The sequence below is a fragment of the Limnohabitans sp. 63ED37-2 genome (assembly GCF_001412535.1).
In the GTDB taxonomy this organism is placed as follows: domain Bacteria; phylum Pseudomonadota; class Gammaproteobacteria; order Burkholderiales; family Burkholderiaceae_C; genus Limnohabitans_A.
In genome coordinates, this window is sequence record NZ_CP011774.1 from 2,492,687 (window position 1) to 2,517,899 (window position 25,213).

Genomic DNA, 25,213 nt, shown 5'->3' on the forward strand with positions numbered 1-25,213 from the left:
TCGCTTTAAGCATTTTTGAAAGCACCGATGATTTCCTCTGAAGAAGGCATTCGCCTGGCCAAACGCGTGGCCGCCGAGCAAAACTGCTCGCGCCGCGAAGCCGAAGCCCTGATCGTGGCCGGTGGCGTGCAGGTCGGGGGCAAAGTCGTGACCGATCCGGCCCGGCGAGTGCGTGAAGAACAAACCGTGTTGGTGAACCGCCTCATTTCCATGGCGGCACTCGCCCCCATGACCCTGTTGCTGTTCAAACCTGCGCACCGGGTGGCCAACCTGGCCTGGCTGCAAGACACCGTGGGGCTCAAAGCCCCCCAACCTGGCCTGTGGGGCCCCGAGCGCCTGGCCAAGATGCAAATGCCCCTGCCATTGGCCAAACCTGCCAGCGGTTTGTGCATCTTCACGGATGACGTGGGCGTGCTGCGCCACCTGGAAGACCGCCGCAGCCCCATGGAGCAGGAATGGATGGCCACCGTGAGCGGCGAGGTGCCAGAGGGCCTGATCAAGGCCCTGAACGGCCCGGGCATCCGCGCCAGCATCAACCGCCAAACCGACTCCCTCACGGTGCTGCGCATCGCGGGCAAAGACATCGATGGACTGGGCTTGGGCCGTTGGCTCGACGAAAAGTGCCCCCTGCAGGACCTGCGCCGCCAGCGCGTGGGCCGCATCGGTTTAGCCCCCCTGGAGCCGGGGCAATGGCGGCAAACAGAAGGACATGAAAGGTTTTAATCTTCTGTTAATCCCTATTTGCCCCCAATGCGCCTTTTAGCCTTGAATAATCGCGTTGTGTCCCCAAATGAATGACTGTTTGAGAAATGACCAGGCAGTCATAAACGTACACGATGTGTTTTGACACCCCAGGTTGGGTCTGTATCCACAGCCCACCACAACGCTAAAAGGAGCCCACCATGCGTTTGAGCACCAAAAGCCGATTTGCCGTGACCGCCATGATCGATGTGGCGTTGCGAGAAGACCGTGGCCCCGTTTCCTTGGCGGCCATCAGCACACGCCACCAGATTTCACTCTCCTACTTGGAACAACTTTTCAGCAAACTTCGCCAACAGGGTCTGGTCGAGAGCACCCGCGGGCCGGGTGGCGGTTATTCGCTGTCACGCAATGCTGAAAAAATCACCATGGCCGACATCGTGGGCGCTGTTGATGCCCCCACCGATGAAGAGGCTGCAGCCGAAGGCGGCTGGATGAACAGCGAGCTGTGGTCCAGCTTGAATGAAAAAATGCTGACCCACCTGCAGTCCATCACCCTGCGCCAACTGGTGGCCGAGCAGCGCACCAAAGGTGTGACCGTTGAGCCTGCCCCCCAACCGGCGGTCAAGCGCGGTGTCTTTGCCAAGCCCAAAAGCCCCATCAAGATCACGGCACCCAATTCGGTGTTTGCTCTGGCTGGCAGCCTGATGCCCTCTCGCGGCTGAACGGTTTCAAGCCCCCATAAAAAACCCGCTTCGGCGGGTTTTTTGTGGGCTGCGCCTTGGGGAATAAGTGTGAAGCCCGCCGATAAGCCGGATTCTGTGCACAGCGGTTGCCCGCTGCGTGACCGCCATTACTCTGGGCCGGGGGTTGCCCACCCGGCTCGGTGCTACCTACCCGCCAACTCACCCCGCGGAACCACAGGGAGAAAGAATACGGCGAACCGCGCTCCTTCAGGAAGGCCTACTTGGTATTGCTGCGCGTAGAGATTGCCCGTTTCACCCGAACTCAATCGGCTCGTCTCTGTTGCTCTGATCCTCACCTCACGGTGGAGAGGTGTTACCTCCTACGCTGTCCTGTGCAGTCCGGACGTTCCTCCAGTGCCTCCTTTCGGAGATTGCACCAGCGACGGTCTGGCGTGCTTCACCGGGTGATTATCGCCTGAGCGCAGGGCACTGGCTCCGAGGTGTTTTCTTTGGGCGCTTCATGCCATGTTTGTGCCATACAAGACACTCAAACCACGCCCCCACCCGCACAATACAAACCAACCGCCAACCCTTGGACACCGCATGAAAGCCCACTCCATCCTCGACACCATCGGCCACACGCCCCATGTGCGCATCCAGCGCCTGTTTGGCACGGGCGCCCATGTCTGGATCAAATCCGAACGCAGCAACCCGGGCGGCTCCATCAAGGACCGCATTGCGCTGGCCATGGCCGAAGCGGCGGAAAAATCGGGGGCTTTAAAGCCCGGCGGCACCATCGTCGAGCCCACTTCGGGCAACACCGGCATCGGTTTGGCCATGGTGGCCGCCGTCAAAGGCTACAAGTTGGTGCTGGTCATGCCCGACAGCATGAGCATCGAGCGCCGCCGCCTGATGCTGGCCTATGGCGCGAGCTTTGACCTGACGCCCCGCGCCGACGGCATGAAAGGCGCCATTGCCCGGGCCCAGGCCTTGGTGGCCAGCACCCCCGGCGCGTGGATGCCCCAGCAGTTTGAAAACCCCGCCAACATCGAGGTGCATATGCGCACCACCGCACAAGAAATCCTGGCCGACTTCCCCGAGGGCATCGACGCCCTGATCACGGGCGTGGGCACAGGCGGGCACCTGACGGGCACTGCCCGCGTGCTCAAGGCGCGGTTTCCACAGATGAAAGTGTTTGCGGTCGAGCCAGCAGCATCGCCTGTGATCTCGGGCGGTGCGCCCGCACCCCACCCCATTCAAGGCATTGGCGCGGGCTTCATCCCCAAAAACCTGGACACGGGTCTGCTCGACGGCGTGATTCAGGTCGACGCCGAAGCCGCCCGCGAATACGCCCGCCGCTCGGCCCGCGAAGAAGGCATGCTGGTCGGCATCTCCTCGGGCGCCACCTTGGCCGCCATTGCGCAAAAACTGCCCGAGCTGCCCGCCGGGGCCACGGTGCTGGGCTTCAATTACGACACGGGCGAGCGTTATTTGTCGGTCGAAGGCTTCTTGCCTCAAGGATAATCACCGCTTCTTGCTTGATAACCACAAGCCACAGAGGTTGCCATGATCCGGATTTCAGAACTCAAACTCCCCTTGTCGGCCCTGCCGATTGAATCGCGCCGCGCGGCCGATGCACCGTCCGAAACCGACGAAGACCGGCTGCCCACGCCGCACCCCATCGAAGCTCTGCGCCAACTGGCGGCCCAGGCCCTGGGCATCAGCGCTGCCGACATCGCCACCCTTCACGTCTTCAAACGCAGCTTTGACGCCCGCAAGGCCGACTTGCTGGCGGTTTACATCGTTGACCTGTCGCTGCATGACGCACCCACCGAACACCGCTTGCTGCAGCAGTTTGAAAAGAACCCGCACATCCAGCCCACACCTGACATGACTTGGCACCCGCCTTGCCAAGCTCCGGCCAGTTTTGGTGCGCAAGAAGGCGAGCGCCCGGTGGTGGTGGGCTTTGGGCCTTGTGGCATGTTCGCGGCGCTGGCGTTGGCGCAAATGGGCTTCAAGCCCATCGTGCTGGAGCGCGGCAAGCCCGTGCGTGAACGCACCAAGGACACCTGGGGCCTTTGGCGCAAAAAGGTCCTCAACCCCGAGAGCAATGTGCAGTTTGGCGAAGGCGGTGCAGGCACCTTCAGTGACGGCAAGCTCTACAGCCAGATCAAAGACCCGCGCCATCTGGGCCGCAAGGTCATGGACGAATTCGTCAAGGCAGGAGCGCCCGCCGACATCCTGTACGCCGCGCACCCGCACATCGGCACCTTCAAGTTGGTCAAGGTGGTCGAGCACATCCGCGAACAAATCATCGCGCTGGGCGGCGAGATCCGATTTGAGCAGCGCGTGAGCGATGTGCTGCTCGCACCCACCGCAAGCGGCCAACAGCTCACCGGGCTGCTGGTGCAAGACTTGCGCACGGGCCAAAGCCAGGCCTTGCACACGCGCCACGCCGTCATAGCCCTGGGCCACAGTTCGCGCGACACCTTTGTCATGCTGCACCGCCGTGGCGTGGCCATGCAAGCCAAAGCGTTTTCGATTGGCGTGCGCATCGAGCACCCCCAAAGCGTGATCGACCAAGCCCGCTGGGGCCGCCACGCAGGCCACCCGCTGTTGGGTGCGGCCGACTACAAACTCGTGCACCACGCGCAAAACGGCCGCGCGGTCTACAGCTTCTGCATGTGCCCCGGTGGCACTGTGGTGGCGGCCACCAGCGAGCCGGGCCGTGTGGTCACCAACGGCATGAGCCAGTACTCGCGCAACGAGCGAAATGCCAACGCAGGCATGGTGGTGGCCATCGACCCACCCGACTACCCACAGGACACCGCTTCCTGGCAAGCCGCTTTTGGCGAACAAGACGGCACGCATCTGGCGCAAGAGGCCGCAGCCCTGGCTGCGCAGCAGCCACCCCAAGCACACCCGCTGGCAGGCATCGTGCTGCAGCGCCAACTCGAAACACGCGCCTTTGAAGTGGGCGGTAGCAACTACGAAGCGCCCGGCCAGCTGGTGGGCGACTTTTTGGCCAAGCGCCCCTCCACCACCTGGGGCAGCGTGCTGCCGTCTTACAAACCCGGCGTGAAGCTGGTTGATCTGGCCGAGGTGTTGCCGGGCTACGCGATCGAAGCCATGCGCGAAGCGCTGCCCGTGTTTGGCCGCAAGATCAAAGGCTATGACATGGCGGACGCGGTGATGACCGGGGTGGAAACACGCACCTCATCGCCCCTGCGCATTCCGCGTGGCGACGACCACCAAAGCACCAACACACAAGGCCTGTACCCGGCAGGCGAAGGCGCCAGTTACGCGGGCGGCATTTTGTCGGCGGGGGTGGACGGCATCAAGGTGGCTGAGTCTTTGGCCAGATCTTTGTGTTCATTCACACAAAATCCTTGTACTGAACACCAAAAGAATCTTTGAGGCCAGATCTCATGACTTCACTGCTGCCCCCTCAACCACGCAACCCGCTGCACGGCCTGACCTTAGAGACCATCGTCACCCGATTGGCCGACTTTTATGGCTGGGACGATCTGGGCCAACGCATTCCGATTCGCTGCTTCACACACGATCCCAGCGTGAGTTCCAGCCTCAAGTTTTTGCGCAAAACTCCCTGGGCGCGTGAGAAAGTGGAAAGCCTTTACCTGTTCATGCTGCGCGACCAAAAGCGTCAGGGCTTTTGATAATTCCACGCTAGGGCTTTTGATCGGCCCGCACTCAGCGCCTCAAGTCGCCAACAGGGTGCCCCGGCATTTTTTGACCCCACAGCGGCAGGCATAACGCGCCTTCAAGGCCTCGCTCATGGGCTCGTCGCTCACCAGGCCGTAGTCAAACGTCAGCTCCTCGCCCTTGAACACGGGCCTGCGCGTCAAAATGAAGATGCGCCCCCGGTCCTCGTCGGGCACACAATTGGGGCGGCACGAGTGGTTGATCCACTTGGAATCGTTGCCGCCATGCAGCGCATCGATCACCCGGCCATCGTCCAGATGAAAGTAAAACGTGTGGTCGGGGTTGGCCGCATCATGCGGGTGGCGAGCCAACGCCTCGGCCATGGTGATGACCTCGCCCACATATTCAATGACCCGCTCGCCCGCGGTCAGGTGGCGCGTGGCGAACACGCCTTTGCCGTGAACGCGAGAGGTCAATACTTCGATATCACTCAACCGTCACGCTCTTGGCCAAATTACGCGGCTTGTCCACGTCCGTCCCGCGTGCGCACGCTGTGTGGTAACTCAACAGCTGTAAGGGCACCACATGCAAGATGGGTGACAACACACCATAGTGTTCGGGCATGCGAATGACGTTCACGCCTTCACTGCTCTCGATCTTGGTGTCGCCGTCGGCCAGCACATACAGCACGCCACCGCGGGCTCGCACCTCTTGCATATTGCTTTTGAGCTTTTCCAGCAGCTGGTCGTTGGGCGCCACCGTCACCACCGGCATGGCGCTGGTGACCAAGGCCAAGGGGCCGTGTTTGAGCTCGCCTGCGGCATAGGCTTCGGCGTGGATGTAGGTGATTTCTTTGAGCTTGAGTGCCCCTTCCAGCGCGATGGGGTAGTGCGTGCCGCGGCCCAAGAACAGGGCGTTTTCTTTGCTGGCGAATTCTTCGGCCCACGCGATGATTTGTGGCTCCAGCGCCAGCACGGCTTGCAGCGCGGCGGGCAGGTGGCGCATGGCTTTGATGTGCTCGGCTTCCTCTACCCCTGACAAGCGACCTTTGGTCTGCGCCAGCGCCAGCGTCAGCAAAAACAAACCCGCCAGCTGAGTGGTGAAGGCCTTGGTCGACGCCACACCGATCTCAGCCCCGGCGCGGGTCACATAGGCGTGTTTGCACTCGCGCACCATGGCGCTGGTGGACACATTGCAAATGGTGAGCGTGTGCATCATGCCCAGGCTTTGCGCGTGGCGCAGCGCGGCCAGGGTGTCGGCGGTCTCGCCGCTTTGGGTGATGGTGACGATCAGCGTGTTGGGGTTGGGCACCGATTCGCGGTAGCGGTATTCGCTGGCGATCTCGACTTGACACGGCACTTTGGCGATCGCCTCGATCCAATACTTGGCCACGCAGCCGCTGTAGTAGCTGGTGCCGCAGGCCAGGATCAACACGTTGTCGATGGCTTTGAATGTGGAATAGGCGCCGTCGCCAAACAGTTCGGGCGTGATGCCTTCCACGCCTTCGAGCGTGTCGGCAATCGCACGCGGCTGCTCGAAGATTTCTTTTTGCATGTAGTGGCGGTAGGGGCCCAACTCAGCAGCACCGCTGTGGGCGTGCACGGTCTTCACCACGCGTGTCACGGCCTTGTGGTCGCGGTCCACCACCCAGTATTTGCCCAGCTGAATGTCCACCACATCGCCCTCTTCCAGGTACACGATTTGGTCGGTCACACCCGCCAATGCCATTGCGTCGCTGGCCAAGAAGGTTTCGCCTTGGCCCACACCCAAGATGAGCGGCGAACCGGCACGAGCACCGATCACGCGTTGCGGCTCGTCTTTGTGGAACACGGCAATCGCGTAGGCGCCATGCAGTTGGCGGATGGCGGTTTTGACGGCTTCAAAAATATCGCCGTTGTACACGCTGTCCACCAGGTGCGAGATGACCTCGGTGTCGGTCTGGCTCAAAAACACATAGCCCTTGGCTTGGAGGGCGGCCCGGAGTTCTTCGTGGTTTTCGATGATGCCGTTGTGAACCAGGGCCACACGGCCTGGTTTTCCGTCGGCTGCGCCCGTGCCGTGGCTGAAGTGGGGGTGTGCGTTGTGCACCGCAGGCGCACCGTGTGTGGCCCAGCGGGTGTGGGCGATGCCGGTGCCGCCTTCGATGTGGTCGGCGCTCACCTGGTCCATCAACTCGGCCACGCGCGATGTGCTGCGGGCACGTTGCAAGCCGCCCGTGCCACCCAAACTGGCCGCATGCACGGCCACGCCACAAGAGTCATAACCCCGGTATTCGAGCCGCTGCAGGCCTTGCACCAAGATGGGAACGATGTTGCGGGAAGAAACGGCGCCGACGATGCCACACATGAGGATGCTCCTAAACAGGGGGATGGTGGCTATCTTAGGATCAAGCTCGAAAAATATCCGATCATTTAATCAGCTTAAACGATGCTTTATTTCACAAATCTTGAATAATGAATTTTTATTTCATTAAAATCAAAAATATGGAACCCATCGAACTTGACACCATCGACCTGCAACTGCTCGACAGCCTGCAACGCGACGCCAGCCTGAGCAATGTGGCGCTGGCCGAAAAGGTCAATGTCTCGCCCCCCACTTGCCTGCGCCGGGTGAAGCGTCTGGTGGATGGCGGCTGGATCGAGCGGCAAGTGGCCGTGCTCAGCACCGACCGTCTCGCCGCCACGCTGGGCCACGGCCTGACGGCCTTGGTCGAAGTGTCTTTGGACAAACAAGGCAGCGAGCACATGGACGCCTTCGAAGCCCGCGCCGTGGCGCACGACGCGGTGCAGCAGTGCTGGCGCGTATCACCCGGGCCGGACTTCATGCTGGTGGTGCAGGCCCGCGACATGCCGCACTACCTGGCCATCAGCCAGGCGCTGTTCACGCAAGACACGAACGTGCGCAATGTGAAAGCGTTTTTTGCCACCAAACGGGCCAAGTTCACCACCACTTGGCCTGTCTTGAATTTGCCCACTGCTTAACGTCCAACTCTGGCTCAGCCCTTTGGCTTTTTCGCTGGGCGTGCCCAGTTAGCAATGCTGATTTGCTTGCCCCGCGCAACGCTCAAGCTGCCGGGTTCGGTGCTTTTGGTGATGGTCGAGCCGCCGCCCACGGTGCCACCCGCGCCAATGGTCACCGGGGCCACCAGCACGCAGTTGCTGCCGATGTGCACATCGGCCTCGATCACGGTGCGGTGTTTGTTGGCGCCGTCGTAGTTGGCGGTGATGCTGCCCGCGCCGTAGTTCACCCGCTCGCCCACCGTCGCATCGCCCAAATAGGCCAGGTGGTTGGCTTTGGCGCCTTGGGCCAGGGTGGAGTTTTTGACTTCCACAAAGTTGCCGATGTGCACTTCGGCGCCCAGTTGCGCACCGGGGCGCAGGCGGGCAAAGGGGCCAATCAGTGCGCCCTCGCCCACCGACACGCCGAGTTTTTCGCCATCGATGTGGGTAAAGGGGTGGATCACCGCGCCTGCCGCGATGGTGCAGTTGGCGATGACGCAGTTGGCGCCAATCTTCACGCCTTCGCCCAAGGACACACGGCCTTCAAAAACGCAGTTCACATCGATCTCGACATCTTGTACGCAGACCAGTTGGCCCCGCAGGTCAAAACGGGCGGGGTCTTTCAGGCGCACGCCTTGTTCCATGAGTTGGTGGGCTTGGCGCAGTTGGTGGGCGCGTTCGAGCTCGGCCAGTTGCACAGGGCTGTTCACGCCCGCCACCTGCACCGGGTCGTTGATCTTATGCGCCACCACCGGCACACCGTCGGCCACGGCGAGCTTGACCACGTCGGTCAGGTAGTACTCGCCTTGCACGTTCTGGTTGTCGATGCGGCCCAGCCAGCTTTTGAGCAGCCGGGCGGGCACGGCCATGATGCCGCTGTACACCTCTTGGATTTGGCGCTGGGCTTCGGTGGCGTCTTTGTGTTCGACGATGGCTTGCACCGCTTCACCCTGCCGAACAATGCGGCCGTAGCCCGTGGGGTCGGCCATGTCGATGGTGAGCAGCGCCAGCTGCTGGCCGTCGCATTGGGCGATCAGGGCTTGCAAGGTGTCGGCTTGGGTCAAGGGCACATCGCCCGACAACACCACCACCACGCCTTCGTCGGCCAATGCGGGCACGGCCTGCTGCACGGCGTGACCTGTGCCCAGCTGGGGCTCTTGGCGCACACACTGCACCGCCAGCGCTTGGCTCGGGGCCAGTACCACCGGCTCCACCTGGTCGGCACCGTGCCCTGTGATGACCACGGCCGAGCGGGCGTTCAATTGGGCCGCCGTGCCCAGCACATGCTGCACCAGCGGCACACCCGCCAGGCGCTGCAGGACTTTGGGCAGGCGGCTTTTCATGCGGGTGCCTTTGCCGGCGGCCATGATGACAACGTCGATGGGGAAGATGGGGGCGGTCATGGGGTGCACACTTTCTCGGTTGGCCACAGGTTTTGGGCGGTCTTCGCGCGTGGTTAAATTATCGCTGCCCCAAATCGGGCCTATGATCCGCTAAACAAGGGCATTTCATCCATGTATCCATTTCGATTTGGGCTTTTGTGCGCTGCCGTGGCGGGCAGTTTGGTGCTTGGGGCGTGTGGCGGCTCCGATTCGTCACGCTCGGCCAGCTTGCCCAGCCAGTGTGCTTTGCCACTCAAGCATGCCGATGGCTTCAATGGCGGCTACAGAATCGATGCTGTGGCCCAGGCCACATCCAGACAGTTCAGCGCGTGCGCGATGGAGCAACCTCTGGCAGCCAGCGTGAGCCTGTGCATTGACCACCGCCAAATCAGTGAGTTGACTGCCCAACTGATCTTGCCCAACCAAAGCACCTTGGACATGGACCTGTTGACTGCCGCCCAAGGCGGCACTTGTTTGATCAGCGGTCGCCTGTACACGGCGTCGCTGCCCGCCAACCGTTTGCAGGGGTTCAGCGGCCTGCGGGGTGATTGGACCGTGCGGGTGCGCGACAACAACCTGGTCTCCAGCACCCCCATGGGGTTTTTGGTGGGCTGGTCGATGCAAGCCGAAGGCCTGCAATGATCCGACCCCTTCTGGCCGTGGCGGCCCTGCTGCTTTTACAAGGCTGTAGCGCCATCAAGCTGGGGTACCAACAACTGCCCACACTGTCTTATTGGTGGCTCGACAACACGGTCTCGTTCAGTGGTGCCCAAACGCCAGCGGCCAAGGAAGCGATTGACAAGCTCTACCAATGGCACAGGCGCGATGAGTTGCCCGGCTATGCCGCGCTGCTGCAACGCACCGCAGAGCTCAGTGCTGGGCCGGTGCAGTCGGCCCAGCTGTGCCGCGTGCTCGATGAGGTGCAAGCCCGGCTCGACACCCTGATGCGCCAGGCAGTAGCGCAAGCTGCGCCCGTGGCCATGGCGCTGGGGCCACGCCAGCTCAGCCACATGGCACGCCACTGGGAGCAGCAAAACGAAGAGTGGGAAAAGGAATGGTTGCAGGGTGATGCCGATGCCCGCATGGAGCGCCGCCTCGAGAAGGCCATCAGCCGTTACAACTCGTTTTATGGCGAACTGAATGCGACCCAAATCGCCTTGATCAAGACACAATTGGCGCAGTCCCCCTGGACGGCCGAATGGGGTCGGCGCGACCGCCAGCGCCGCCAGCAAGATTTGCTCTCGAGCCTGCAGCGCATCACACAAAACAACATGACACAGGCACAGGCCGAGGCGCAGTTGTGGGGTGTGTGGCAGCGCTGGCTGCAGCCGCCCGATGCAGGGCAACGCGCCGTGGTGCAGACCCTGTCGCAACGCGCTTGCGAGAACTTGGCGCAGCTGCACAACACCACCACGCCCGAACAACGCCAACGGGTGGCGCGGCGCTTGCGGGCCTACGAACGCGACCTGCTGGACTTGAACCGGCCCTGAAGGCCCGCACTCAGGGCCTGCACTTTGCGCGGAGCCTGAAGGCCTGACGCACCTGGCATCACCCACAAAAAACCCGCCTTGATGGGGCGGGTTTGTCTATGGGGCTGCCGCTGGGTTCAGCTTTGTAGCGCTTTCCACATCTCCATGTCGCGCTCGGCCGTCCAGATGCGGGGGTTCTTGATGCCGCTGGCTTCGTCATAAGCACGGGTCACATCAAACGGCAGGCAGTGCTCGTAAATGAACACATGGCCGAACACAGGGTCCATGCTCTTGCGGGTGTGGGCCATGGCGGCTTTCAGGTCCATCTTGGCGGCCACGGCTTCTTTGCCGGCCTGGAACAAGGTGGTGACCCAGCGCTGGGTGTAGTCCAGTGCTTTGTTGACGTTGGCGTTGCCCTTCATGGCTTCGCCGCGGCCCGGCACGATGAATTCGGCATTCAGGGCACGCAGGGCTTCCAGGGTGGCGGGCCACTCTTCGAGCTGGGCGTCGCCCGTGTAGACCCCGGCTTCGTACTCGACCAGGTCGCCTGAGAACAGTACTTTTTCTTCTTCCACCCAGGCAATGGTGTCGCCGCGTGTGTGGCCGGGGCCCGGATGCCAGATTTGCACCACCACGCCGCCCAGGTTGATGCTGAGCTTGCCGGACACTTCGCCCTTGGTGGGGTTACCGCCGCCCACCACCATGGTGGGCCAGGTCAGGCCGGGAATGCTGTCTGCACCACGGAACAGGCGGGGGAAGCGCTCCATCTCGCTCTTCATGTCTTGTGCGCCGCGCTCTTTGATGAGGTCCAACGTGCCTTCGCTGGCGATGATCTCGGTCGCGCCTTCGGCGGCGTAGGCGTAAGCGCCCAAGACGCGCACCGCGTGGTAGTGGGTGAGCAGCACGTATTTGATGGGCAGGTCGCTGACAGTGCGGATCTTCTTGATCAGGTCTTGCGCCATGGCCGGGGTGGCGGTGGCGTCGCTGACCATGATGAAGCGGTCACCAATGATCACGCCGGAGTTCGGGTCGCCCTCGGCGGTGTAGGCCCAGCAGTGCTTGCTGAGTTGCTCGAAAGTGATCTTCTTTTCAGTCAGGTCGGCCTGGCTGGCGAAGGCTTTGACAGGGGCCTTGGTGGATGCTTTGGACATGGACATTTCTCCGGTCTGTGTAGTGTTGAGATTTTACCTAAACGAAATGCGTTACGGATTGTTGAATTTCTGAGCCCGTGCGACGGGCACATGTTTATGAAGCAAGCAGCGTCCGGATGGGTGCGGGCAAGCCCAAAGTTGGCCAGGCCTGGGCGTCGACCCACTGCCCTTCGCAACTCGGGGCGGACGGCGCAGAGCCGGTCATGCGCACCGGGTGCAAATGCAGGTCGCGGTGCGTGAGCACATGCTTCCAAGGCGTGATGAACTCAGGCTGCGCCCCTTGTGACCAAGCTGCGAGCAGCTGCGCTTCCGTCTCAAACACCGGCAAGCTGAACAAGCCCGCCCAAATGCCCGTGTCCGGCCGTTTTTGCAGCCACACCTGGCCCTGCGCGTTGACTGCCCAGAGCAGCCACAGCGTGGCGCTGCTGCGCTTGAGCTTGCGGGTTTTGACGGGATAGGCCAGCGGCTCGCCTTGTGCTTGGGCCTGGCACACGGTGCTGACGGGGCAGGCCTGGCACTGCGCTTTGCGCGGCAAACACACGGTGGCGCCCAGGTCCATCAGGGCCTGGGTGTAGCGCGGCATGTTGGTCGCTGGCTCAGGCAAGAGGTCTTGCGCCAGCGCCCACAAAGCTTTTTCGTTTTTGGCGACCGCCAGGTCTTCGCCGTAACCCAACACGCGGGTCAGCACGCGCTTGACGTTGCCGTCCAAAATGGCGGCCCGCTCGTCAAAACAAAAGGCCGCAATCGCCGCCGCTGTCGACCTGCCAATGCCGGGCAGGGTTTGCAAGTCTTCGGCGCGACGCGGAAAGGTGCCGCCAAAACGCCCCATCACCTCCTGGGCGCATTTGTGCAGGTTGCGGGCGCGGCTGTAATAACCCAAGCCGCTCCACAGCGCCAGCACATCGTCTTGCGGCGCGGCGGCCAAAGCCGCCACATCCGGAAAGCGCCCCAAAAACCGGGGGAAGTAGTCCAGCACCGTGCTGACCTGCGTTTGCTGCAGCATGATCTCGGACAGCCAGACGCGGTAAGGGTCACGGGTGTTTTGCCAAGGCAGGCTTTGGCGGCCGTGCAGGCGCTGCCAGTCCACCATGCGGTGGGCAAACCCTTCGGGCAAAGTCGTTATGACTTTTGACATGTGGGGCAGTAAAAGGTGGTGCGCTGGCCTTGCAGCATCGATTGGATGGGGGTGGCGCACACCCGGCAAGGCTCGCCCGCGCGGCCGTACACCGCCGCTTCCAATTGAAAGTAACCGGTGCGGCCCTCGGCGCTGACAAAATCCCTGAGCGAGCTGCCACCCTGCTCCACCGCACGGGTCAGCACCTGCACGATGGCCGCGTGCAGCCGGGCCACACGGGGTTTGGACAAACGCGAGGCCTTGGAGGTGGGACGAATGCCCGCCATGAACAAGGCTTCGGAAGCGTAAATATTGCCCACGCCCACCACCTCGTCGCCCGCCAGCAGCACCTGTTTGATGGGCGACTGGCGTTTTTTGAGGGCTTGGGCAAAAGCCGCCGCATCGAACTGGGCGCTCAAAGGCTCCACACCCAAACGCCCCAGCAGCTTTTGCGCTTGGGGCGAATCCTCACCCGGCGCCCAGACCACCGCGCCAAAACGGCGCGGGTCGTGCAGGCGCAACACCCCCCGGTCGGTCACCAAGTCCATGTGGTCGTGTGGGCCAGATTCGGGCTGTGTGGGGGCAAAGTTCAGGCTGCCCGACATGCCCAAGTGGACAAGCAAAAGCCCCTGGTCCAGATCGAGCAACAGGTATTTGCCGCGCCTGCGCACGCCCCAGATTTGCCGCCCCACCAGGCTTTGGGCAGGCACGCCCAAAGGCCAGCGCAGAGGCTTGCCCATGTGCAAGGCCAGGATCTGGGCCGAGGCAATGCGGTCGGCAAAACTGCGGCGGGTGACTTCAACTTCGGGGAGTTCGGGCATGGGCTCTGGGGCGAAAAAGGGCTTGGGCTGCATGGCACACGCCAGCGGGTGGCTGGATTATGATGAAGACATGAAATTCTGGTTTCGACTCGCCTTCATCTCCTCTTGCGTCTGGAGCGCTTGGGCGCAACCGGCCACGCCAGCCCAAACTGCCCCAGCCCCCACAACAGACAAAGCCCCACCGCCACAATCGGCGCTCGATGCAGCGCTGTTTTACCAATTGTTGATGGGCGAGTTGAATGTGCGCAGCGGCTCGCCGGGCAGTGGTTTCTCGATCATTTTGGACGCGGCTCGCAAAACCCGTGACCCGGCGCTGTTTCAGCGTGCCGTTGACCTAGCTTTGCAATCGCGCTCGGGCGAGTCGGCTTTGCAAGCGGCACAAGCGTGGAAAAGCGCAGTTCCCGAAAACACCGAAGCCAACCGCTACATCTTGCAAATTTTGCTGGCGCTGAACCGGGTGGACGAGGCTGGCAAGGCCCTGAGCGTGTCGATCCGGGAGCTTCCAGCGGCTGAACAAAATGCGGCCATTGCGTCAGTGCCCCGGGTGTTTGCCAGGGTGCAAGACAAAAAAACCGCCGCCGACACGGTCGAAAAAGCCCTGGCCGCGGCCCTGAAACAAAGCAGCACCGCGGCCGCAGCCTGGACCACCGTGGGCCGCATGCGGCGCGAAGCCGGGCAACTGGCGCTGGCAGTTGAAGCCACGCGCCAGGGCCGTGCGGCCGACGCCTCGGCCCCTGGCCCCCTGATCCTGGCGCTGAGCCTGGCCAACGCGGCTCCAACCGAGATGACCCCCTTGTTGGCCCAGGCCATGAAAGGGGCTGTACAGCCTGAGTTGCGGCTGGGCTATGCCCGGCATTTGATCGGCCTGCCACAACAAGCCGAAGCCATGCAACAGCTGGCTCGCCTGAATGCCGAGCACCCCAGCTTTGCCGATGGTTGGCTGGTGCATGGTTTGCTGCTGCAGGAAACCGGGAAACTGGCCGAAGCTGAACAGAAACTGCGCCAGCATGTGACGCTGGCCCAAGCCAGCCAAGACAAAGAGGCACAAACCGGTTTGGCCGAGGCGTTGATGGCGCTCGCCCAGATGGCGCAGCGCCAAGGCCAACTGTCTCAGGCCGAGCAATGGCTGGCCCAAGTACCCGCCGATGCCGATCCGATCAAGCTGGCCAGCCGCCGAGCCGACCTGCTCACACAACAAGGCCGGCTGGAAGAAGCCCGCCAAGTGCTGGCCCAAATCAAAACCAACAACACCGAGCAAGCCACGCGCAAAACCCTGGTGCAGTCCATGTGGCTGCGCGAGAACAAACGGCTGGACGAGGCTTACACCTTGCTCAAGCAAGCCATGACTGAGCAGCCGCAAAACACCGACTTGATGTCGGAGATGGCCATGGTCAACGAAAAGCTCAAACGCTTTGACGAAATGGAAAGCGTGCTGCGCGAACTGATGAAGCGCAAACCCGAAGACCCCCACGCCTTCAACGCCCTGGGTTATTCACTGGCCGATCGCAACACCCGTCTTGACGAAGCCCGTCAACTCATCACACAGGCCCTGAAGCTGGCCCCGGACGATGCCTACATCCAGGACAGCTTGGGCTGGGTCGCGTTTCGTCAGGGCCAGTATGCGGAAGCCCTGCAACTTTTGCAGACCGCCTTCAAAGCCCGCCCCGACGCCGAAATTGCAGCCCATTTGGGCGAAGTGCTGTGGGTCATGGGCCAGCGCCAGGAAGCGGGTGCAGTCTGGCGCGAGGGCTTGCTGCTCAAGGCCGACAACGACACCTTGGTCGAGACCATGAAGCGCTTCCAATTCAAACCATGAAGCGCTGCGAAGACGCCCAGGCGCCCACCCACCACGCTCGGCAACGGGTATGGGTGTTGGCCATGGCCTGCGCCTTGCTGACCGCGGGTTGCGCCACACCCCGCATGAGCCCTGTAGACGCCAACGCCTATTGGACAGGGCGCATGGCCATTCAGGTGCTCAAGGACCCGCCGGAATCTCTCAGTGCCGGTTTCGAGCTGCAAGGCTCGGCCCAAACCGGAGAAATGGTTTTGCTCAGCCCCATCGGCACCACCCTGGCCCGCCTGGAGTGGACGCCCCAGGGCGCACGGTTGGCACAAGGCCAGCAAGAGGTGAACAGCCCAAGCCTGCAAAAGCTGGGCGCTCGCCTGACGGGCACTGAACTGCCCATTGCCGCTTTGTTCGAGTGGCTGGCAGGCCGACCCGCCGAGGCGCCTGGCTGGCAAGTCGATTTGTCAGGGCACGCCCAAGGCCGCATCAGCGCAGAGCGGCGCGAGCCTAGCCCCGGCGCGGTGCTGCGCATCGCTCTGGACCGCTGAGCTTGTCCACGGCGGCACCCCCAGCTTGACGATAATCCAGCCATGAAATCGCTGCACGATGTGCCTGCCCCGGCCAAACTGAATTTGTTTTTGCACATCACGGGCCGACGCCCCGATGGGTACCACGAACTGCAATCGGTCTTCATGCTGATCGACTGGTGCGACACGCTGCATTTTGAAAAGCGCCCCGGTGGCGCCATCAGCCGCGAAGACCTCACCATCGCCCTGCCTGCCCAGGACCTGATCACCCGCGCAGCGCACCTGCTGCAAAGCCACACCGGCTGCACCGAGGGTGTGCACATTGCGGTTGAAAAACACATCCCCGCGCAAGCGGGCATGGGCGGCGGCTCCTCCGATGCGGCCACTTGCCTGCTGGCGCTCAACCGCTTGTGGGGTCTGAACCTGAGTCTGCCCACCCTGGAAAAGCTGGGCCTGCAATTGGGCGCGGATGTGCCGTTTTTCCTGCGTGGGCACAACGCCTGGGTCGAGGGCGTGGGCGAAAAAATCACCCCCATTACACTGCCCGCCGCCCAGTTTTGGGTGCTCAAGCCGCCTCAGGGCATCGAAACATCTCAAATTTTTGCACACCCGGACCTGCAACGCGACACAAACGCTGCTACAATATCGGTCTTTGCTGCAGAGACATATGACTTCGGTCACAATGATCTGCAACCCGTTGCGCAAACTTTGTGCCCCGGTGTTGAGCAAGCCATCCAGGCCCTCAAACACGCCGGTCTTAAAGCCAGAATGACGGGTTCCGGCAGTGCCGTGTTTGCCCATTGCATGGACAACACCACGAAAGTTTCGGTTCCTGACCTCTTTCTGGCCCGGCTTTGCAGCAATATGGAAGCACACCCTTTGCAAGGATGGGCATCCAGCGATAGTTGATCGGTCGGTCGCTGTTTCAGCGGTCAACCCGTGTAGGGGAGTCGCCAAGTTGGTTAAGGCACCGGATTTTGATTCCGGCATTCGAAGGTTCGAGTCCTTCTTCCCCTGCCAAATACGTTCAATCGTACAGGCCCCTTTATCTGATCGCTGGAATGCACATGCAGCCTGCTTCACTCCCCCCCGAATTCATGCTGTTCACCGGCAACGCCAATCCCGTTTTGGCTGCCGAGATCGCCAAGCACTTGGGCACACAGCTCGGCGCTGTTGATGTGGGCCGCTTCTCTGACGGTGAAGTCACCGTTGAGCTCAAGCAAAACGTTCGCGCCCGCGAAGTGTTTGTGGTGCAGTCCACCTGCGCCCCCACCAACGAAAACCTGATGGAACTGTTGATCATGGTCGATGCGCTCAAACGCGCTTCGGCTGGTCGCATCAGCGCTGTCATTCCCTATTTCGGTTACGCCCGCCAAGACCGTCGCCCACGTTCAACCCGTGTGCCCATCTCGGCCAAAGTGGTGGCCAACATGCTACAAGCCGTTGGCGTTGACAGCGTGCTGACCATGGACTTGCACGCCGACCAAATCCAGGGCTTCTTTGATATCCCGGTCGACAACATCTATGCATCCCCCGTTTTGCTGGGTGATTTGCGCCAGAAAAACTACGAAGACCTGATCGTCGTGTCGCCCGATGTGGGCGGTGTGGTGCGTGCCCGTGCTCTGGCCAAACAGCTCGGTTGCGACCTGGCCATCATCGACAAGCGTCGCCCCAAAGCCAACGTGTCTGAAGTCATGCACGTCATCGGCGAAATCGAAGGCCGCAACTGCGTGATCATGGACGACATGATCGACACCGCAGGCACCTTGGTCAAAGCCGCCGAAGTGCTCAAAGAGCGCGGCGCGAAAAAAGTCTACGCCTATTGCACGCACCCGATTTTTTCGGGTCCGGCCATCGACCGCATTGCCAAAGGCGAAGCGCTCGACGAAGTGGTTGTCACCAACACCATCCCGCTGTCGGCAGAAGCCGCAGCGTGTTCCAAGATTCGCCAACTCTCCGTGGCTCCGCTGATCGCCGAAACGATCAATCGGATTGCGCATGGTGAGTCGGTGATGAGCCTGTTCTCCGATCAAGCCTGATCGGTTACGGGCCAACAGTGGCCAGCCGTCCTTGTGGACTGGCTGGCTTTTTTGAGTCAGGGTCGCACTGGTCGCGGTGGGCCCTAGAAGGAGAAATGTATGAAATTTGTCGCTTTTGAGCGCGCTAAGCAGGGCACGGGTGCGAGCCGCCGTCTCCGCAATTCCGGTCGCACACCTGGCATCGTTTACGGTTCCACATCGGCCCCCCAACTGATCGAGCTGGACCACAACGCTTTGTGGCACGCCCTGAAAAAGGAAGCCTTCCACGCTTCGATCCTGGACATGGAATTGAATGGTCAATCCAGCAAAGTTTTGCTGCGTGACTACCAGATGCACCCCTACAAGCAATTGGTGCAACACATCGACTTCCAGCGCGTTGATGCCAACACCACTTTGCACATGAAAGTGCCATTGCACTTCAGCGGTGAAGAAGAGTCCGAAGCCGTCAAGACCGACAAGTGCACAGTCACTCACGTCGTGACCGAACTCGAAGTGGCTTGCTTGCCTGCCAACCTGCCCGAATTCATCGCGGTGGACTTGAAGGGCCTGACCATGGGCAAATCCCTGCACCTGAACGACATCACCTTGCCTGCTGGCTGCAAAGCCGTCACCCACGGCAAGAAAAACCCGGTTCTCGTGTCCGTGGTGGCTCCTGTCGAAGAAGTGGTGGCCGCACCTGTGGCCGCTGCACCTGCAGACGCCAAAAAGGGCAAAGGCAAGAAGTAATCTTCTGGCTTGGGGCTTCGGCCCCGCCCCTTCAAGGCCCGCGCAAGCGGGCCTTTTGTTTTGGGGAGATCCTGCCCAAGCTCATTGCGCCGCCTGCAACAAGGATAATCACGCCCCATGATCAAACTGCTAGTCGGCCTGGGCAACCCGGGCAACGAATACGAAGACACCCGCCACAACGCCGGGTTCTGGTGGATCGATGCCGTGGCCCGTGAGCTCAAGGTGTCATTGGTGCCAGAGCGCAGCTACCACGGCCTGATGGCCCGCACCACCGTGAATGGTCAGAACTTGTGGCTGCTGGAGCCACAGACCTACATGAACTTGTCGGGCAAGTCGGTGAGCGCCCTGGCCCGGTTCTTCAAAATCCAGCCTCAAGAAATTTTGGTGGCACACGACGAACTCGACATCGTGCCGGGCGAAGCCAAGCTCAAACTGGGTGGCAGCCATGCCGGGCACAACGGTTTGCGCGACATCCATGCCCAGCTGGGCACTGCCGATTACTGGCGGCTGCGCATTGGTGTGGGCCACCCGGGCGACAAGGCCGAAGTGGTGAGCTGGGTTTTGAAGAAGCCGATGCTCGAACACCGCAAAGCCATCGACGACAGCATTTTCCGGGCACTGACCGCCTTGCCTTTGCTGCTGGCGGGTGACATGGAAAAAGCCATGGTGCGCATCCATACCAGCAAGCAGCCCAGGCCCAAACCCCCGCGCCCGCCCAAAGCGCCGAATGCCGAAGCGCCCGAAATGGGTGCACCCAAAACCGAGTGAAGGGGCCTTGATCCGGTCACTGCGCCTGCAGGCGGCGGTACTTGGCCCAGAGCGATTCCTGGTTCTCGACGTGCTGCGGATTGACAGGAATACAGGCCACCGGGCAGACCTGAACACACTGGGGCTCCTCAAAATGCCCGACGCACTCGGTGCACTTGGACGGGTTGATTTCGTAAATTTCTTCGCCCAAATAAATCGCTTCGTTCGGGCACTCGGGCTCACACACATCGCAGTTGATGCATTCGTCGGTGATCATCAGTGCCATGGCTGGGGCTCCGCAAAATTCTGCATCGTGGTCATGTCAGGATTATCGGCCACAGGCATCAGCCCGAAAGACTGCAGGGCTGTTGCTTGCCCCGAACCAGCGGCATGCGCCTAAAATGGTCTGCATGATGAACGCCGACTTGCACTGCCACTCCGTCATCTCCGACGGCACCCTCACCCCCGAAGTTCTGGCCGAACGCGCCAAAGCCAACGGTGTGGAACTGTGGGCGCTGACCGACCACGACGAAGTGGGCGGGCAAGACCGCGCTTTGGCCGCAGCCCGTGCACAAGGCCTGCCCTACCTCACCGGCACCGAGATTTCCGTCACCTTTGCCCACCAGACGGTGCACATCGTGGGCCTGGGCTTTGACCCGCACAACGCCAACCTGGTGGCTGGCTTGCGCCGCACCCGGGGTGGGCGCAGCGAACGCGCCCAAGAGATGTCAGACGGCCTGGCCAAAGTCGGGATTAAAAACGCCTACGAAGGCGCTCTGCTCTACGTGGGCAACCCCGAGCTGATTTCGCGCACCCACTTTGCACGCCACCTGGTCGAGACGGGCGTGTGCAGCGACACCTCGGAGGTGTTTCGCAAATACCTGACGGAAGGCAAACCTGGCTACGTGCCGCACCGCTGGGCGCGGCTGCAAGAAGCGGTGCAATGGATCACCGAAGCGGGTGGCATTGCCGTCATTGCGCACCCGGCACGCTACGGTTTCACACCCAACGAAGAATACGCGCTGTTCAGCGAATTCAAGACGCACGGCGGGCGCGGTGTGGAGGTCATCACCGGCAGCCACTCCTCACAAGAAGCGGTGCGCTACGCCGAAACCGCGCTCGAATTCGACCTGGTGGCTTCGCGCGGCAGTGACTTTCACAGCCCCGAAGAAAGCCGCATCGACCTGGGCACCCTGCCCTACTTGCCTGGCCAACTGACCCCGGTTTGGGAATTGCTGGCCGACCGCGTTCAGTGAACCCGACGCACCGACACGCCAGCCTTCAGGGCATCGGCTTTGCGGTCCTGGCCACCGCCTGCTTTGCCACCTTAGACACCACCACTCGGCATGTCAGTGCAGGCTTGTCGGTGTTGGTCGCGCTGTGGTTCCGTTACGCCCTTCAGGCGCTCATCACCACGGTGGTGGTCTGGCCGGGGCGTGGCCGCCGTGTGATGAGGACCGAACACCCCCGCTTTCAATTGGCCCGTGGCCTTCTGCTGTTTGCCTGCAGCATCTTGGCTTTTTTGAGCCTGAAATACATGCCGGTGGGCGAATTCACCGCCATCTCGATGCTGTCTCCCCTGATCATCACCTTGCTCGCGGCCAGGATGCTGAAGGAAAAAATTCGCCCCCTGCGCTGGCTGCTGGTGCTGGGTGGCTTCATCGGCACGATGGTCATCATCCGCCCCGGCAGCCAGCACTTTGACTGGACGGTGATCCTGCCGCTGATGCTGGTGGGCACCAACTCGGGCTTTCAGCTCTTGACCAGCAAGATGGCCAAGACCGAAGACCCCATCACCACCCACTTTTACACGGGCTGGATCGGCACGGGCATGGCCACGCTGCTGCTGCCCTTTGTGTGGGAAATGCCCGCAGACTGGACCGTCTGGTTGCAGTTGCTTCTCATGGGCGTGCTGGCTTCGATCGGGCATTTTTTGCTCATCCTCGCCTATGGCCGGACCCCTGCCGCCACCCTCACGCCCTATATGTACGCGCAGATCGGCTTTGCGGTGTTGGGCGGCTGGGTGGTGTTCAACCATCTGCCCGACCAGTGGACCTTTGTGGGCATGGGTCTGGTGGCATTGTGTGGGGCTTTGGGGGCCTGGCTCACCGTGCGCGAGAACCGCATCACCATCCAGCCGCCAGAATCCTGAGGTAAAGCTCTTCCTCTGCGGGACTTCGCCCCCATCTACCTCCATACGATCACCAACGGCAACCCAGCAAGCACCCATGGCCCAGTTTTTCAGCGTTCATCCCGACAACCCCCAAGCCCGCCTGCTCAAGCAAGCGGTGGCGTTACTCAACCAAGGCAAAGTACTGGCGGTGCCCACCGACTCCAGCTACGCCCTGGTCTGCCATCTGGACGACAAAAACGCTGCCGACCAACTGCGCCGCATCCGGGGCGTGGACGACAAGCACCACCTGACGCTGCTGTGCCGCGACCTGAGCGAGCTGGCCAACTATGCGCGGGTGGACAACCGGCAGTTTCGCGCCATCAAACAAGCCACGCCTGGGCCCTTCACCTTCATTTTGGAAGCCACCAAGGAAGTGCCGCGTCGCCTGAGCCACCCCCAACGCAAAACCATTGGCCTGCGCGTGCCCGAACACAAAGTGCTGCAAGAGCTGCTGTCGCTGCATGGTGCGCCGTTGCTCGCGGCCACTTTGATCATGCCCACAGAGGGTGACCCTTTGAATGACCCGCAGGAGATTCGTGAACGGCTGGAACTCCAGCTGGGTGCGGTCATTGACGCGGGGGCCTGCTCTTTGCAAGCCACCACGGTGATCGACATGACCGATGAGCCGGCCCAAGTGTTGCGCCTGGGTCAGGGTGACCCGGCGCTGCTAGGGCTCTGAAGCCGAGACTTATTTCAAGTCGCCAGCCAGGCTGGCCAGAGTGTCTGGGGCCATGTCGATGTGTGAAGGATAGTGGGTGTGATCGCAACCGAGCTTGACACCCGCACCCGCCTTGATGGCAGCGCACATGACCGGCTTCAACTCGAAGCGGAGAAAGTGAACCGCTGAGGTCTTCTCATCGGTTTCCCGGTCCAGGTCTTCGTCGGCAATCGCATACACGCGACCGTGGCCTTCCACCTCCACAAACATGCGGTCTTCCACGCCGATCAACTTGGCCAGCTCGCGGCGGCGTTCGTTGATGTCGGTGTACTCGATCATCATGGTGGCTTTCCAGTTGCTGCCGTCCGGCACCAGCGGGGCATACGCGTCGATCTCTTGCAAGATGCCTTCTTCTTCGAAGACTTTTTCGATGCGCAGCATCTCTTGGATTTGGTAGCGGATGGTGGTTTCGCTCTCGAACTGCACATTGATGTGCTCACCCAGCTGCACGCTGCGCAGCTTGCGGTGGGCAATCACTTCGGGCTTGTGAACCTTACGCCACTTGGTGTATGCCTCCAAGGTCATCAGGGTCTCGGGCGTGATTTTTCCGGTCAGTTGCATGGCAGTGTTCCTTATTTGAGACCGTAGGCTTTGCGCACCAAGGTCAAGGGGTGGTTCAGTTCAGGGGCACCGAGGCCGTTGACCTCAAAGCCCTGGGCAATGTGGTGGCCGCCCAGTGGGCAGTCGGAGCTGATGAAGTCGGGCTTGGAGCCGTCCTTCATGGTGGCCATGGCCTTGAACACGGGTTTGCCGATCTTCATCGCCATCTCGTGTGAGCCTTTTTTGACGCCGTAGGTGCCCGCGTGGCCCGAGCAACGCTCGATGGTGTTGATCTCGGTGTCCGGGATCATCTTGAGCATTTCCTCGGTCTTCTTGCCGATGTTTTGCACCCGACCGTGGCAAGGAATTTGGTAGCTCACATTGCCCAGCTTTTGCGGGAATTCGGTCTTGAGCAAACCGTCGCGCTTGCGGGCCATGAAGTATTCAAACGGGTCCCACATGGCTTCTTTAACCAGCTGCGTGTCGGTGCAATCGGGGAACATCAGCGGAATCTCTTGCTTGAACATCAGGGCGCAGCTGGGCACCGCCGCCATGATGGCAAAGCCGTCCTTGGCGTACTTGGCCAGCACCGGGATGTTGGCTTCTTTGGAGTCCTTCACCGAGTCCAGGTCGCCGAGCTCGAGCTTGGGCATGCCGCAGCACTTTTCTTTCTCAACCAGCACATATGGGATGTCGTTGTGGTCGAGGATTTTAAGGAGGTCATGGCCAATGCCGGGCTCGTTGTAGTTGATGTAACAAGTGGAATAGATCGCCACTTTGCCCGGTGTTTTCTCGCCATCCACCACTTTGGAGGCCTTGGCATCCGGGGCGCTGGAGCGGAACTTTTGGGTGGCCAAGGAAGGCAGCCAGGCGTTTTTGTCAACGCCCGCCACGCTTTCCATGACGCTGCGCGCCGCTTCGGTTTTGTTGATGGCGTTGATGGCTTGCACCACGATCGGGATGCCTGCAAAAGAGCCGTGGGTGTCGGTGGAGGCCAAAAACTTTTCGGCCGCGCCCACTTCGCCTTTTTTGAACTTGATGGCCTTGGCCCGCAGCATGGTGTGCGGGAAGTCCAGGTTCCACTCGTGCGGCGGGGTGTAGGGGCACTTGGTCATGTAGCACAGGTCGCACATGAAGCACTGGTCCACCACTTTCCAGTAATCCTTCTTGTCCACGCCATCCACTTCCATGGTGCTGGACTCGTCAACCAGATCAAACAAAGTGGGGAAAGAATTGCAAAGGCTCACACAACGGCGGCAGCCGTGGCAGATGTCAAAAATGCGCTCGAGCTCGTCAAAGCACTTCTCTTCGTTGTAGAAGTCGGGGCTCTCCCAGCCGAGGGCGTGTCGTGTGGGGGCTTCGAGGTTGCCTTCTTTGGCCATGTTGTGCTCCTTGGGGATTTTTATGGGGTTTTTCTGAAGACTCTGCGGTCAGAACCTTGAGAAAAACCCGCTGCGCCTTGCGGTGCAGCGGGCTCACGGACCGGGGGAATCAATCCACCAATTCGTTCAAAGCTTTCTGGTAACGGTTGGCGTGTGAACGCTCAGCCTTGGCCAGGGTCTCGAACCAGTCGGCGATTTCGTCAAAACCCTCTTCGCGAGCGGTCTTGGCCATGCCGGGGTACATGTCGGTGTACTCGTGGGTTTCGCCAGCCACAGCCGAAGCCAGGTTGTCACGTGTCGAGCCGATGGGCATGCCGGTTGCTGGGTCGCCGGATTGCTCCAGGAATTCCAGGTGACCGTGGGCGTGGCCTGTTTCACCTTCAGCGGTGGAACGGAACAGTGCTGCCACGTCGTTCTGACCTTCAACGTCAGCTTTGTTCGCGAAGTACAAATAGCGACGGTTGGCCTGGGATTCGCCTGCGAAGGCGTCCTTCAGGCATTGTTCCGTGCGCGAGCCTTTGAGTGCTGCCATGGATATCTCCTTGCGGGTTTTGAGTTGATTGCCCTGGCAGGATCGCCAGAGAACCATCA

At 61.3% G+C, this 25,213-nt stretch carries 27 protein-coding genes, 1 tRNA gene and 1 other RNA gene; 18 read left to right on the forward strand and 11 right to left on the reverse strand.

The genetic code is table 11. From position 1 onward, the window contains the following. Window positions 1–27 precede the first annotated feature (27 nt). Window positions 28–723 (forward strand): S4 domain-containing protein, encoded by a 696-nt coding sequence (locus L63ED372_RS11590; RefSeq protein WP_062406093.1) that lies wholly within the window; start codon window positions 28–30, stop codon window positions 721–723. A gap of 179 nt (window positions 724–902) precedes the next feature. Continuing rightward, window positions 903–1,424: an Rrf2 family transcriptional regulator gene (locus L63ED372_RS11595; RefSeq protein WP_062406094.1), complete on the forward strand. Its 522-nt coding sequence runs from the start codon at window positions 903–905 to the stop codon at window positions 1,422–1,424. Window positions 1,425–1,491: 67 nt separating this feature from the next. Here L63ED372_RS11595 and rnpB read toward each other — a convergent pair. Beyond that, an RNA gene (gene rnpB, locus L63ED372_RS11600) (RNase P RNA component class A) lies at window positions 1,492–1,844 on the reverse strand. A gap of 144 nt (window positions 1,845–1,988) precedes the next feature. On the opposite strand from rnpB, the gene cysK reads away from it, so the two are divergent. From cysK to L63ED372_RS11615, 3 genes are read left to right on the forward strand one after another with little or no spacing between them, the layout of a single operon-like run. Further along, a complete protein-coding gene (cysK, locus tag L63ED372_RS11605; RefSeq protein ID WP_062406095.1) occupies window positions 1,989–2,909 on the forward strand; it encodes a cysteine synthase A in 921 nt (306 codons plus the stop codon). A gap of 42 nt (window positions 2,910–2,951) precedes the next feature. Further along, on the forward strand, window positions 2,952–4,802 hold the full coding sequence (locus L63ED372_RS11610; protein WP_062406096.1) for an NAD(P)/FAD-dependent oxidoreductase: 1,851 nt from the start codon (window positions 2,952–2,954) through the stop codon (window positions 4,800–4,802). Between the two features lie 11 nt (window positions 4,803–4,813). Next, on the forward strand, window positions 4,814–5,062 hold the full coding sequence (locus L63ED372_RS11615; protein WP_062406097.1) for a VF530 family DNA-binding protein: 249 nt from the start codon (window positions 4,814–4,816) through the stop codon (window positions 5,060–5,062). 42 nt (window positions 5,063–5,104) lie between these two features. Here the strand turns inward: L63ED372_RS11615 and L63ED372_RS11620 are convergent, their stop codons facing one another. Together L63ED372_RS11620 and glmS are read right to left on the reverse strand one after the other, a co-directional pair. Continuing rightward, the gene (locus tag L63ED372_RS11620; RefSeq protein WP_062406098.1) at window positions 5,105–5,542 is read right to left on the reverse strand and encodes an SET domain-containing protein; all 438 of its coding nucleotides are present in this window, start codon (window positions 5,540–5,542) and stop codon (window positions 5,105–5,107) included. After that, the gene (gene glmS / locus L63ED372_RS11625) at window positions 5,535–7,394 is read right to left on the reverse strand and encodes a glutamine--fructose-6-phosphate transaminase (isomerizing) (RefSeq protein WP_062406099.1); all 1,860 of its coding nucleotides are present in this window, start codon (window positions 7,392–7,394) and stop codon (window positions 5,535–5,537) included. The genes L63ED372_RS11620 and glmS overlap by 8 nt, the downstream gene beginning before the upstream one ends. 137 nt (window positions 7,395–7,531) lie before the next feature. Between glmS and L63ED372_RS11630 the strand changes: the two genes are divergently transcribed. Further along, entirely contained in the window at window positions 7,532–8,029 is a 498-nt protein-coding gene (locus L63ED372_RS11630) for an Lrp/AsnC family transcriptional regulator (RefSeq protein WP_062408027.1), read from the forward strand. A 14-nt stretch (window positions 8,030–8,043) separates the two neighbouring features. Here L63ED372_RS11630 and glmU read toward each other — a convergent pair whose 3' ends face one another. Next, window positions 8,044–9,450 (reverse strand): bifunctional UDP-N-acetylglucosamine diphosphorylase/glucosamine-1-phosphate N-acetyltransferase GlmU, encoded by a 1,407-nt coding sequence (glmU, locus tag L63ED372_RS11635; protein WP_062408028.1) that lies wholly within the window; start codon window positions 9,448–9,450, stop codon window positions 8,044–8,046. 111 nt (window positions 9,451–9,561) lie between these two features. On the opposite strand from glmU, the gene L63ED372_RS11640 reads away from it, so the two are divergent. Both L63ED372_RS11640 and L63ED372_RS11645 read left to right on the forward strand, forming a co-directional pair. Next, window positions 9,562–10,071 (forward strand): hypothetical protein, encoded by a 510-nt coding sequence (locus tag L63ED372_RS11640; protein ID WP_156343624.1) that lies wholly within the window; start codon window positions 9,562–9,564, stop codon window positions 10,069–10,071. Then, on the forward strand, window positions 10,068–10,919 hold the full coding sequence (locus tag L63ED372_RS11645; protein ID WP_062406101.1) for a DUF6279 family lipoprotein: 852 nt from the start codon (window positions 10,068–10,070) through the stop codon (window positions 10,917–10,919). Before L63ED372_RS11640 ends, L63ED372_RS11645 begins: the two co-directional genes overlap by 4 nt. Window positions 10,920–11,035: 116 nt before the next feature. Here the strand turns inward: L63ED372_RS11645 and L63ED372_RS11650 are convergent, their stop codons facing one another. The 3 genes from L63ED372_RS11650 to mutM all read right to left on the reverse strand — a co-directional run bounded on the left by L63ED372_RS11650 (window position 11,036) and on the right by mutM (window position 13,984). After that, window positions 11,036–12,049, reverse strand: coding sequence for an MBL fold metallo-hydrolase (locus L63ED372_RS11650; protein WP_062408030.1), 1,014 nt, complete (start codon window positions 12,047–12,049; stop codon window positions 11,036–11,038). 94 nt (window positions 12,050–12,143) lie between these two features. Next, window positions 12,144–13,184, reverse strand: a complete 1,041-nt coding sequence (mutY, locus tag L63ED372_RS11655; RefSeq protein ID WP_062406102.1) for an A/G-specific adenine glycosylase — start codon at window positions 13,182–13,184, stop codon at window positions 12,144–12,146. Then, a complete protein-coding gene (gene mutM, locus L63ED372_RS11660) occupies window positions 13,169–13,984 on the reverse strand; it encodes a bifunctional DNA-formamidopyrimidine glycosylase/DNA-(apurinic or apyrimidinic site) lyase (protein WP_062406103.1) in 816 nt (271 codons plus the stop codon). The genes mutY and mutM overlap by 16 nt, the downstream gene beginning before the upstream one ends. 70 nt (window positions 13,985–14,054) lie before the next feature. Between mutM and L63ED372_RS11665 the strand changes: the two genes are divergently transcribed. The 7 genes from L63ED372_RS11665 to pth all read left to right on the forward strand — a co-directional run bounded on the left by L63ED372_RS11665 (window position 14,055) and on the right by pth (window position 19,830). Further along, window positions 14,055–15,800, forward strand: coding sequence for a tetratricopeptide repeat protein (locus tag L63ED372_RS11665; protein ID WP_231624487.1), 1,746 nt, complete (start codon window positions 14,055–14,057; stop codon window positions 15,798–15,800). After that, window positions 15,797–16,318 carry a lipoprotein insertase outer membrane protein LolB gene (locus tag L63ED372_RS11670; protein WP_062406105.1) on the forward strand — a complete coding sequence of 174 codons (522 nt, stop codon included), beginning with the start codon at window positions 15,797–15,799 and terminating at the stop codon, window positions 16,316–16,318. Before L63ED372_RS11665 ends, L63ED372_RS11670 begins: the two co-directional genes overlap by 4 nt. Before the next feature lie 42 nt (window positions 16,319–16,360). After that, the gene (gene ispE, locus L63ED372_RS11675; RefSeq protein ID WP_062406106.1) at window positions 16,361–17,206 is read left to right on the forward strand and encodes a 4-(cytidine 5'-diphospho)-2-C-methyl-D-erythritol kinase; all 846 of its coding nucleotides are present in this window, start codon (window positions 16,361–16,363) and stop codon (window positions 17,204–17,206) included. A gap of 34 nt (window positions 17,207–17,240) precedes the next feature. Then, window positions 17,241–17,317, forward strand: a tRNA-Gln gene (locus tag L63ED372_RS11680). 41 nt (window positions 17,318–17,358) lie between these two features. Next, on the forward strand, window positions 17,359–18,336 hold the full coding sequence (locus L63ED372_RS11685; RefSeq protein ID WP_269465055.1) for a ribose-phosphate pyrophosphokinase: 978 nt from the start codon (window positions 17,359–17,361) through the stop codon (window positions 18,334–18,336). Window positions 18,337–18,435: 99 nt separating this feature from the next. After that, window positions 18,436–19,062, forward strand: coding sequence for a 50S ribosomal protein L25/general stress protein Ctc (locus tag L63ED372_RS11690; RefSeq protein WP_062406107.1), 627 nt, complete (start codon window positions 18,436–18,438; stop codon window positions 19,060–19,062). 117 nt (window positions 19,063–19,179) lie between these two features. Continuing rightward, on the forward strand, window positions 19,180–19,830 hold the full coding sequence (gene pth / locus L63ED372_RS11695; RefSeq protein WP_062406108.1) for an aminoacyl-tRNA hydrolase: 651 nt from the start codon (window positions 19,180–19,182) through the stop codon (window positions 19,828–19,830). Window positions 19,831–19,846: 16 nt separating this feature from the next. Here the strand turns inward: pth and L63ED372_RS11700 are convergent, their stop codons facing one another. Further along, complete coding sequence (locus L63ED372_RS11700; RefSeq protein WP_062406109.1) at window positions 19,847–20,095, reverse strand: YfhL family 4Fe-4S dicluster ferredoxin; 249 nt, start codon at window positions 20,093–20,095, stop codon at window positions 19,847–19,849. Window positions 20,096–20,210: 115 nt separating this feature from the next. Here L63ED372_RS11700 and L63ED372_RS11705 point away from each other — a divergent pair, with 115 nt between their 5' ends. From L63ED372_RS11705 to L63ED372_RS11715, 3 genes are all read left to right on the forward strand, one after another. Continuing rightward, on the forward strand, window positions 20,211–21,065 hold the full coding sequence (locus L63ED372_RS11705) for a 3',5'-nucleoside bisphosphate phosphatase (RefSeq protein WP_062406110.1): 855 nt from the start codon (window positions 20,211–20,213) through the stop codon (window positions 21,063–21,065). Further along, window positions 21,062–21,961 (forward strand): DMT family transporter, encoded by a 900-nt coding sequence (locus L63ED372_RS11710; protein WP_156343625.1) that lies wholly within the window; start codon window positions 21,062–21,064, stop codon window positions 21,959–21,961. The genes L63ED372_RS11705 and L63ED372_RS11710 overlap by 4 nt, the downstream gene beginning before the upstream one ends. A gap of 76 nt (window positions 21,962–22,037) precedes the next feature. Further along, the gene (locus L63ED372_RS11715; RefSeq protein WP_062406111.1) at window positions 22,038–22,661 is read left to right on the forward strand and encodes an L-threonylcarbamoyladenylate synthase; all 624 of its coding nucleotides are present in this window, start codon (window positions 22,038–22,040) and stop codon (window positions 22,659–22,661) included. A 9-nt stretch (window positions 22,662–22,670) separates the two neighbouring features. Here L63ED372_RS11715 and L63ED372_RS11720 read toward each other — a convergent pair whose 3' ends face one another. From L63ED372_RS11720 to L63ED372_RS11730, 3 genes are all read right to left on the reverse strand, one after another. Next, window positions 22,671–23,261, reverse strand: a complete 591-nt coding sequence (locus tag L63ED372_RS11720; protein WP_062406112.1) for a DUF3501 family protein — start codon at window positions 23,259–23,261, stop codon at window positions 22,671–22,673. A gap of 11 nt (window positions 23,262–23,272) precedes the next feature. Then, entirely contained in the window at window positions 23,273–24,622 is a 1,350-nt protein-coding gene (locus L63ED372_RS11725) for a (Fe-S)-binding protein (RefSeq protein WP_062406113.1), read from the reverse strand. Between the two features lie 109 nt (window positions 24,623–24,731). Then, entirely contained in the window at window positions 24,732–25,154 is a 423-nt protein-coding gene (locus L63ED372_RS11730) for a rubrerythrin family protein (RefSeq protein ID WP_062408037.1), read from the reverse strand. Window positions 25,155–25,213 lie beyond the last annotated feature (59 nt).

Coding starts and splice junctions, on each gene's coding strand:
- L63ED372_RS11590 (WP_062406093.1), top strand. CDS start 28: ATGATTTCCTCTGAAGAAGGCATTCGCCTGGCCAAACGCGTGGCCGCC.
- L63ED372_RS11595 (WP_062406094.1), top strand. CDS start 903: ATGCGTTTGAGCACCAAAAGCCGATTTGCCGTGACCGCCATGATCGAT.
- cysK (WP_062406095.1), top strand. CDS start 1,989: ATGAAAGCCCACTCCATCCTCGACACCATCGGCCACACGCCCCATGTG.
- L63ED372_RS11610 (WP_062406096.1), top strand. CDS start 2,952: ATGATCCGGATTTCAGAACTCAAACTCCCCTTGTCGGCCCTGCCGATT.
- L63ED372_RS11615 (WP_062406097.1), top strand. CDS start 4,814: ATGACTTCACTGCTGCCCCCTCAACCACGCAACCCGCTGCACGGCCTG.
- glmS (WP_062406099.1), bottom strand. CDS start 7,394: ATGTGTGGCATCGTCGGCGCCGTTTCTTCCCGCAACATCGTTCCCATC.
- L63ED372_RS11630 (WP_062408027.1), top strand. CDS start 7,532: ATGGAACCCATCGAACTTGACACCATCGACCTGCAACTGCTCGACAGC.
- glmU (WP_062408028.1), bottom strand. CDS start 9,450: ATGACCGCCCCCATCTTCCCCATCGACGTTGTCATCATGGCCGCCGGC.
- L63ED372_RS11640 (WP_156343624.1), top strand. CDS start 9,562: ATGTATCCATTTCGATTTGGGCTTTTGTGCGCTGCCGTGGCGGGCAGT.
- L63ED372_RS11645 (WP_062406101.1), top strand. CDS start 10,068: ATGATCCGACCCCTTCTGGCCGTGGCGGCCCTGCTGCTTTTACAAGGC.
- L63ED372_RS11650 (WP_062408030.1), bottom strand. CDS start 12,049: ATGTCCAAAGCATCCACCAAGGCCCCTGTCAAAGCCTTCGCCAGCCAG.
- mutY (WP_062406102.1), bottom strand. CDS start 13,184: ATGTCAAAAGTCATAACGACTTTGCCCGAAGGGTTTGCCCACCGCATG.
- mutM (WP_062406103.1), bottom strand. CDS start 13,984: ATGCCCGAACTCCCCGAAGTTGAAGTCACCCGCCGCAGTTTTGCCGAC.
- L63ED372_RS11665 (WP_231624487.1), top strand. CDS start 14,055: ATGAAATTCTGGTTTCGACTCGCCTTCATCTCCTCTTGCGTCTGGAGC.
- L63ED372_RS11670 (WP_062406105.1), top strand. CDS start 15,797: ATGAAGCGCTGCGAAGACGCCCAGGCGCCCACCCACCACGCTCGGCAA.
- ispE (WP_062406106.1), top strand. CDS start 16,361: ATGAAATCGCTGCACGATGTGCCTGCCCCGGCCAAACTGAATTTGTTT.
- L63ED372_RS11685 (WP_269465055.1), top strand. CDS start 17,359: ATGCACATGCAGCCTGCTTCACTCCCCCCCGAATTCATGCTGTTCACC.
- L63ED372_RS11690 (WP_062406107.1), top strand. CDS start 18,436: ATGAAATTTGTCGCTTTTGAGCGCGCTAAGCAGGGCACGGGTGCGAGC.
- pth (WP_062406108.1), top strand. CDS start 19,180: ATGATCAAACTGCTAGTCGGCCTGGGCAACCCGGGCAACGAATACGAA.
- L63ED372_RS11700 (WP_062406109.1), bottom strand. CDS start 20,095: ATGGCACTGATGATCACCGACGAATGCATCAACTGCGATGTGTGTGAG.
- L63ED372_RS11705 (WP_062406110.1), top strand. CDS start 20,211: ATGGTCTGCATGATGAACGCCGACTTGCACTGCCACTCCGTCATCTCC.
- L63ED372_RS11715 (WP_062406111.1), top strand. CDS start 22,038: ATGGCCCAGTTTTTCAGCGTTCATCCCGACAACCCCCAAGCCCGCCTG.
- L63ED372_RS11720 (WP_062406112.1), bottom strand. CDS start 23,261: ATGCAACTGACCGGAAAAATCACGCCCGAGACCCTGATGACCTTGGAG.
- L63ED372_RS11725 (WP_062406113.1), bottom strand. CDS start 24,622: ATGGCCAAAGAAGGCAACCTCGAAGCCCCCACACGACACGCCCTCGGC.
- L63ED372_RS11730 (WP_062408037.1), bottom strand. CDS start 25,154: ATGGCAGCACTCAAAGGCTCGCGCACGGAACAATGCCTGAAGGACGCC.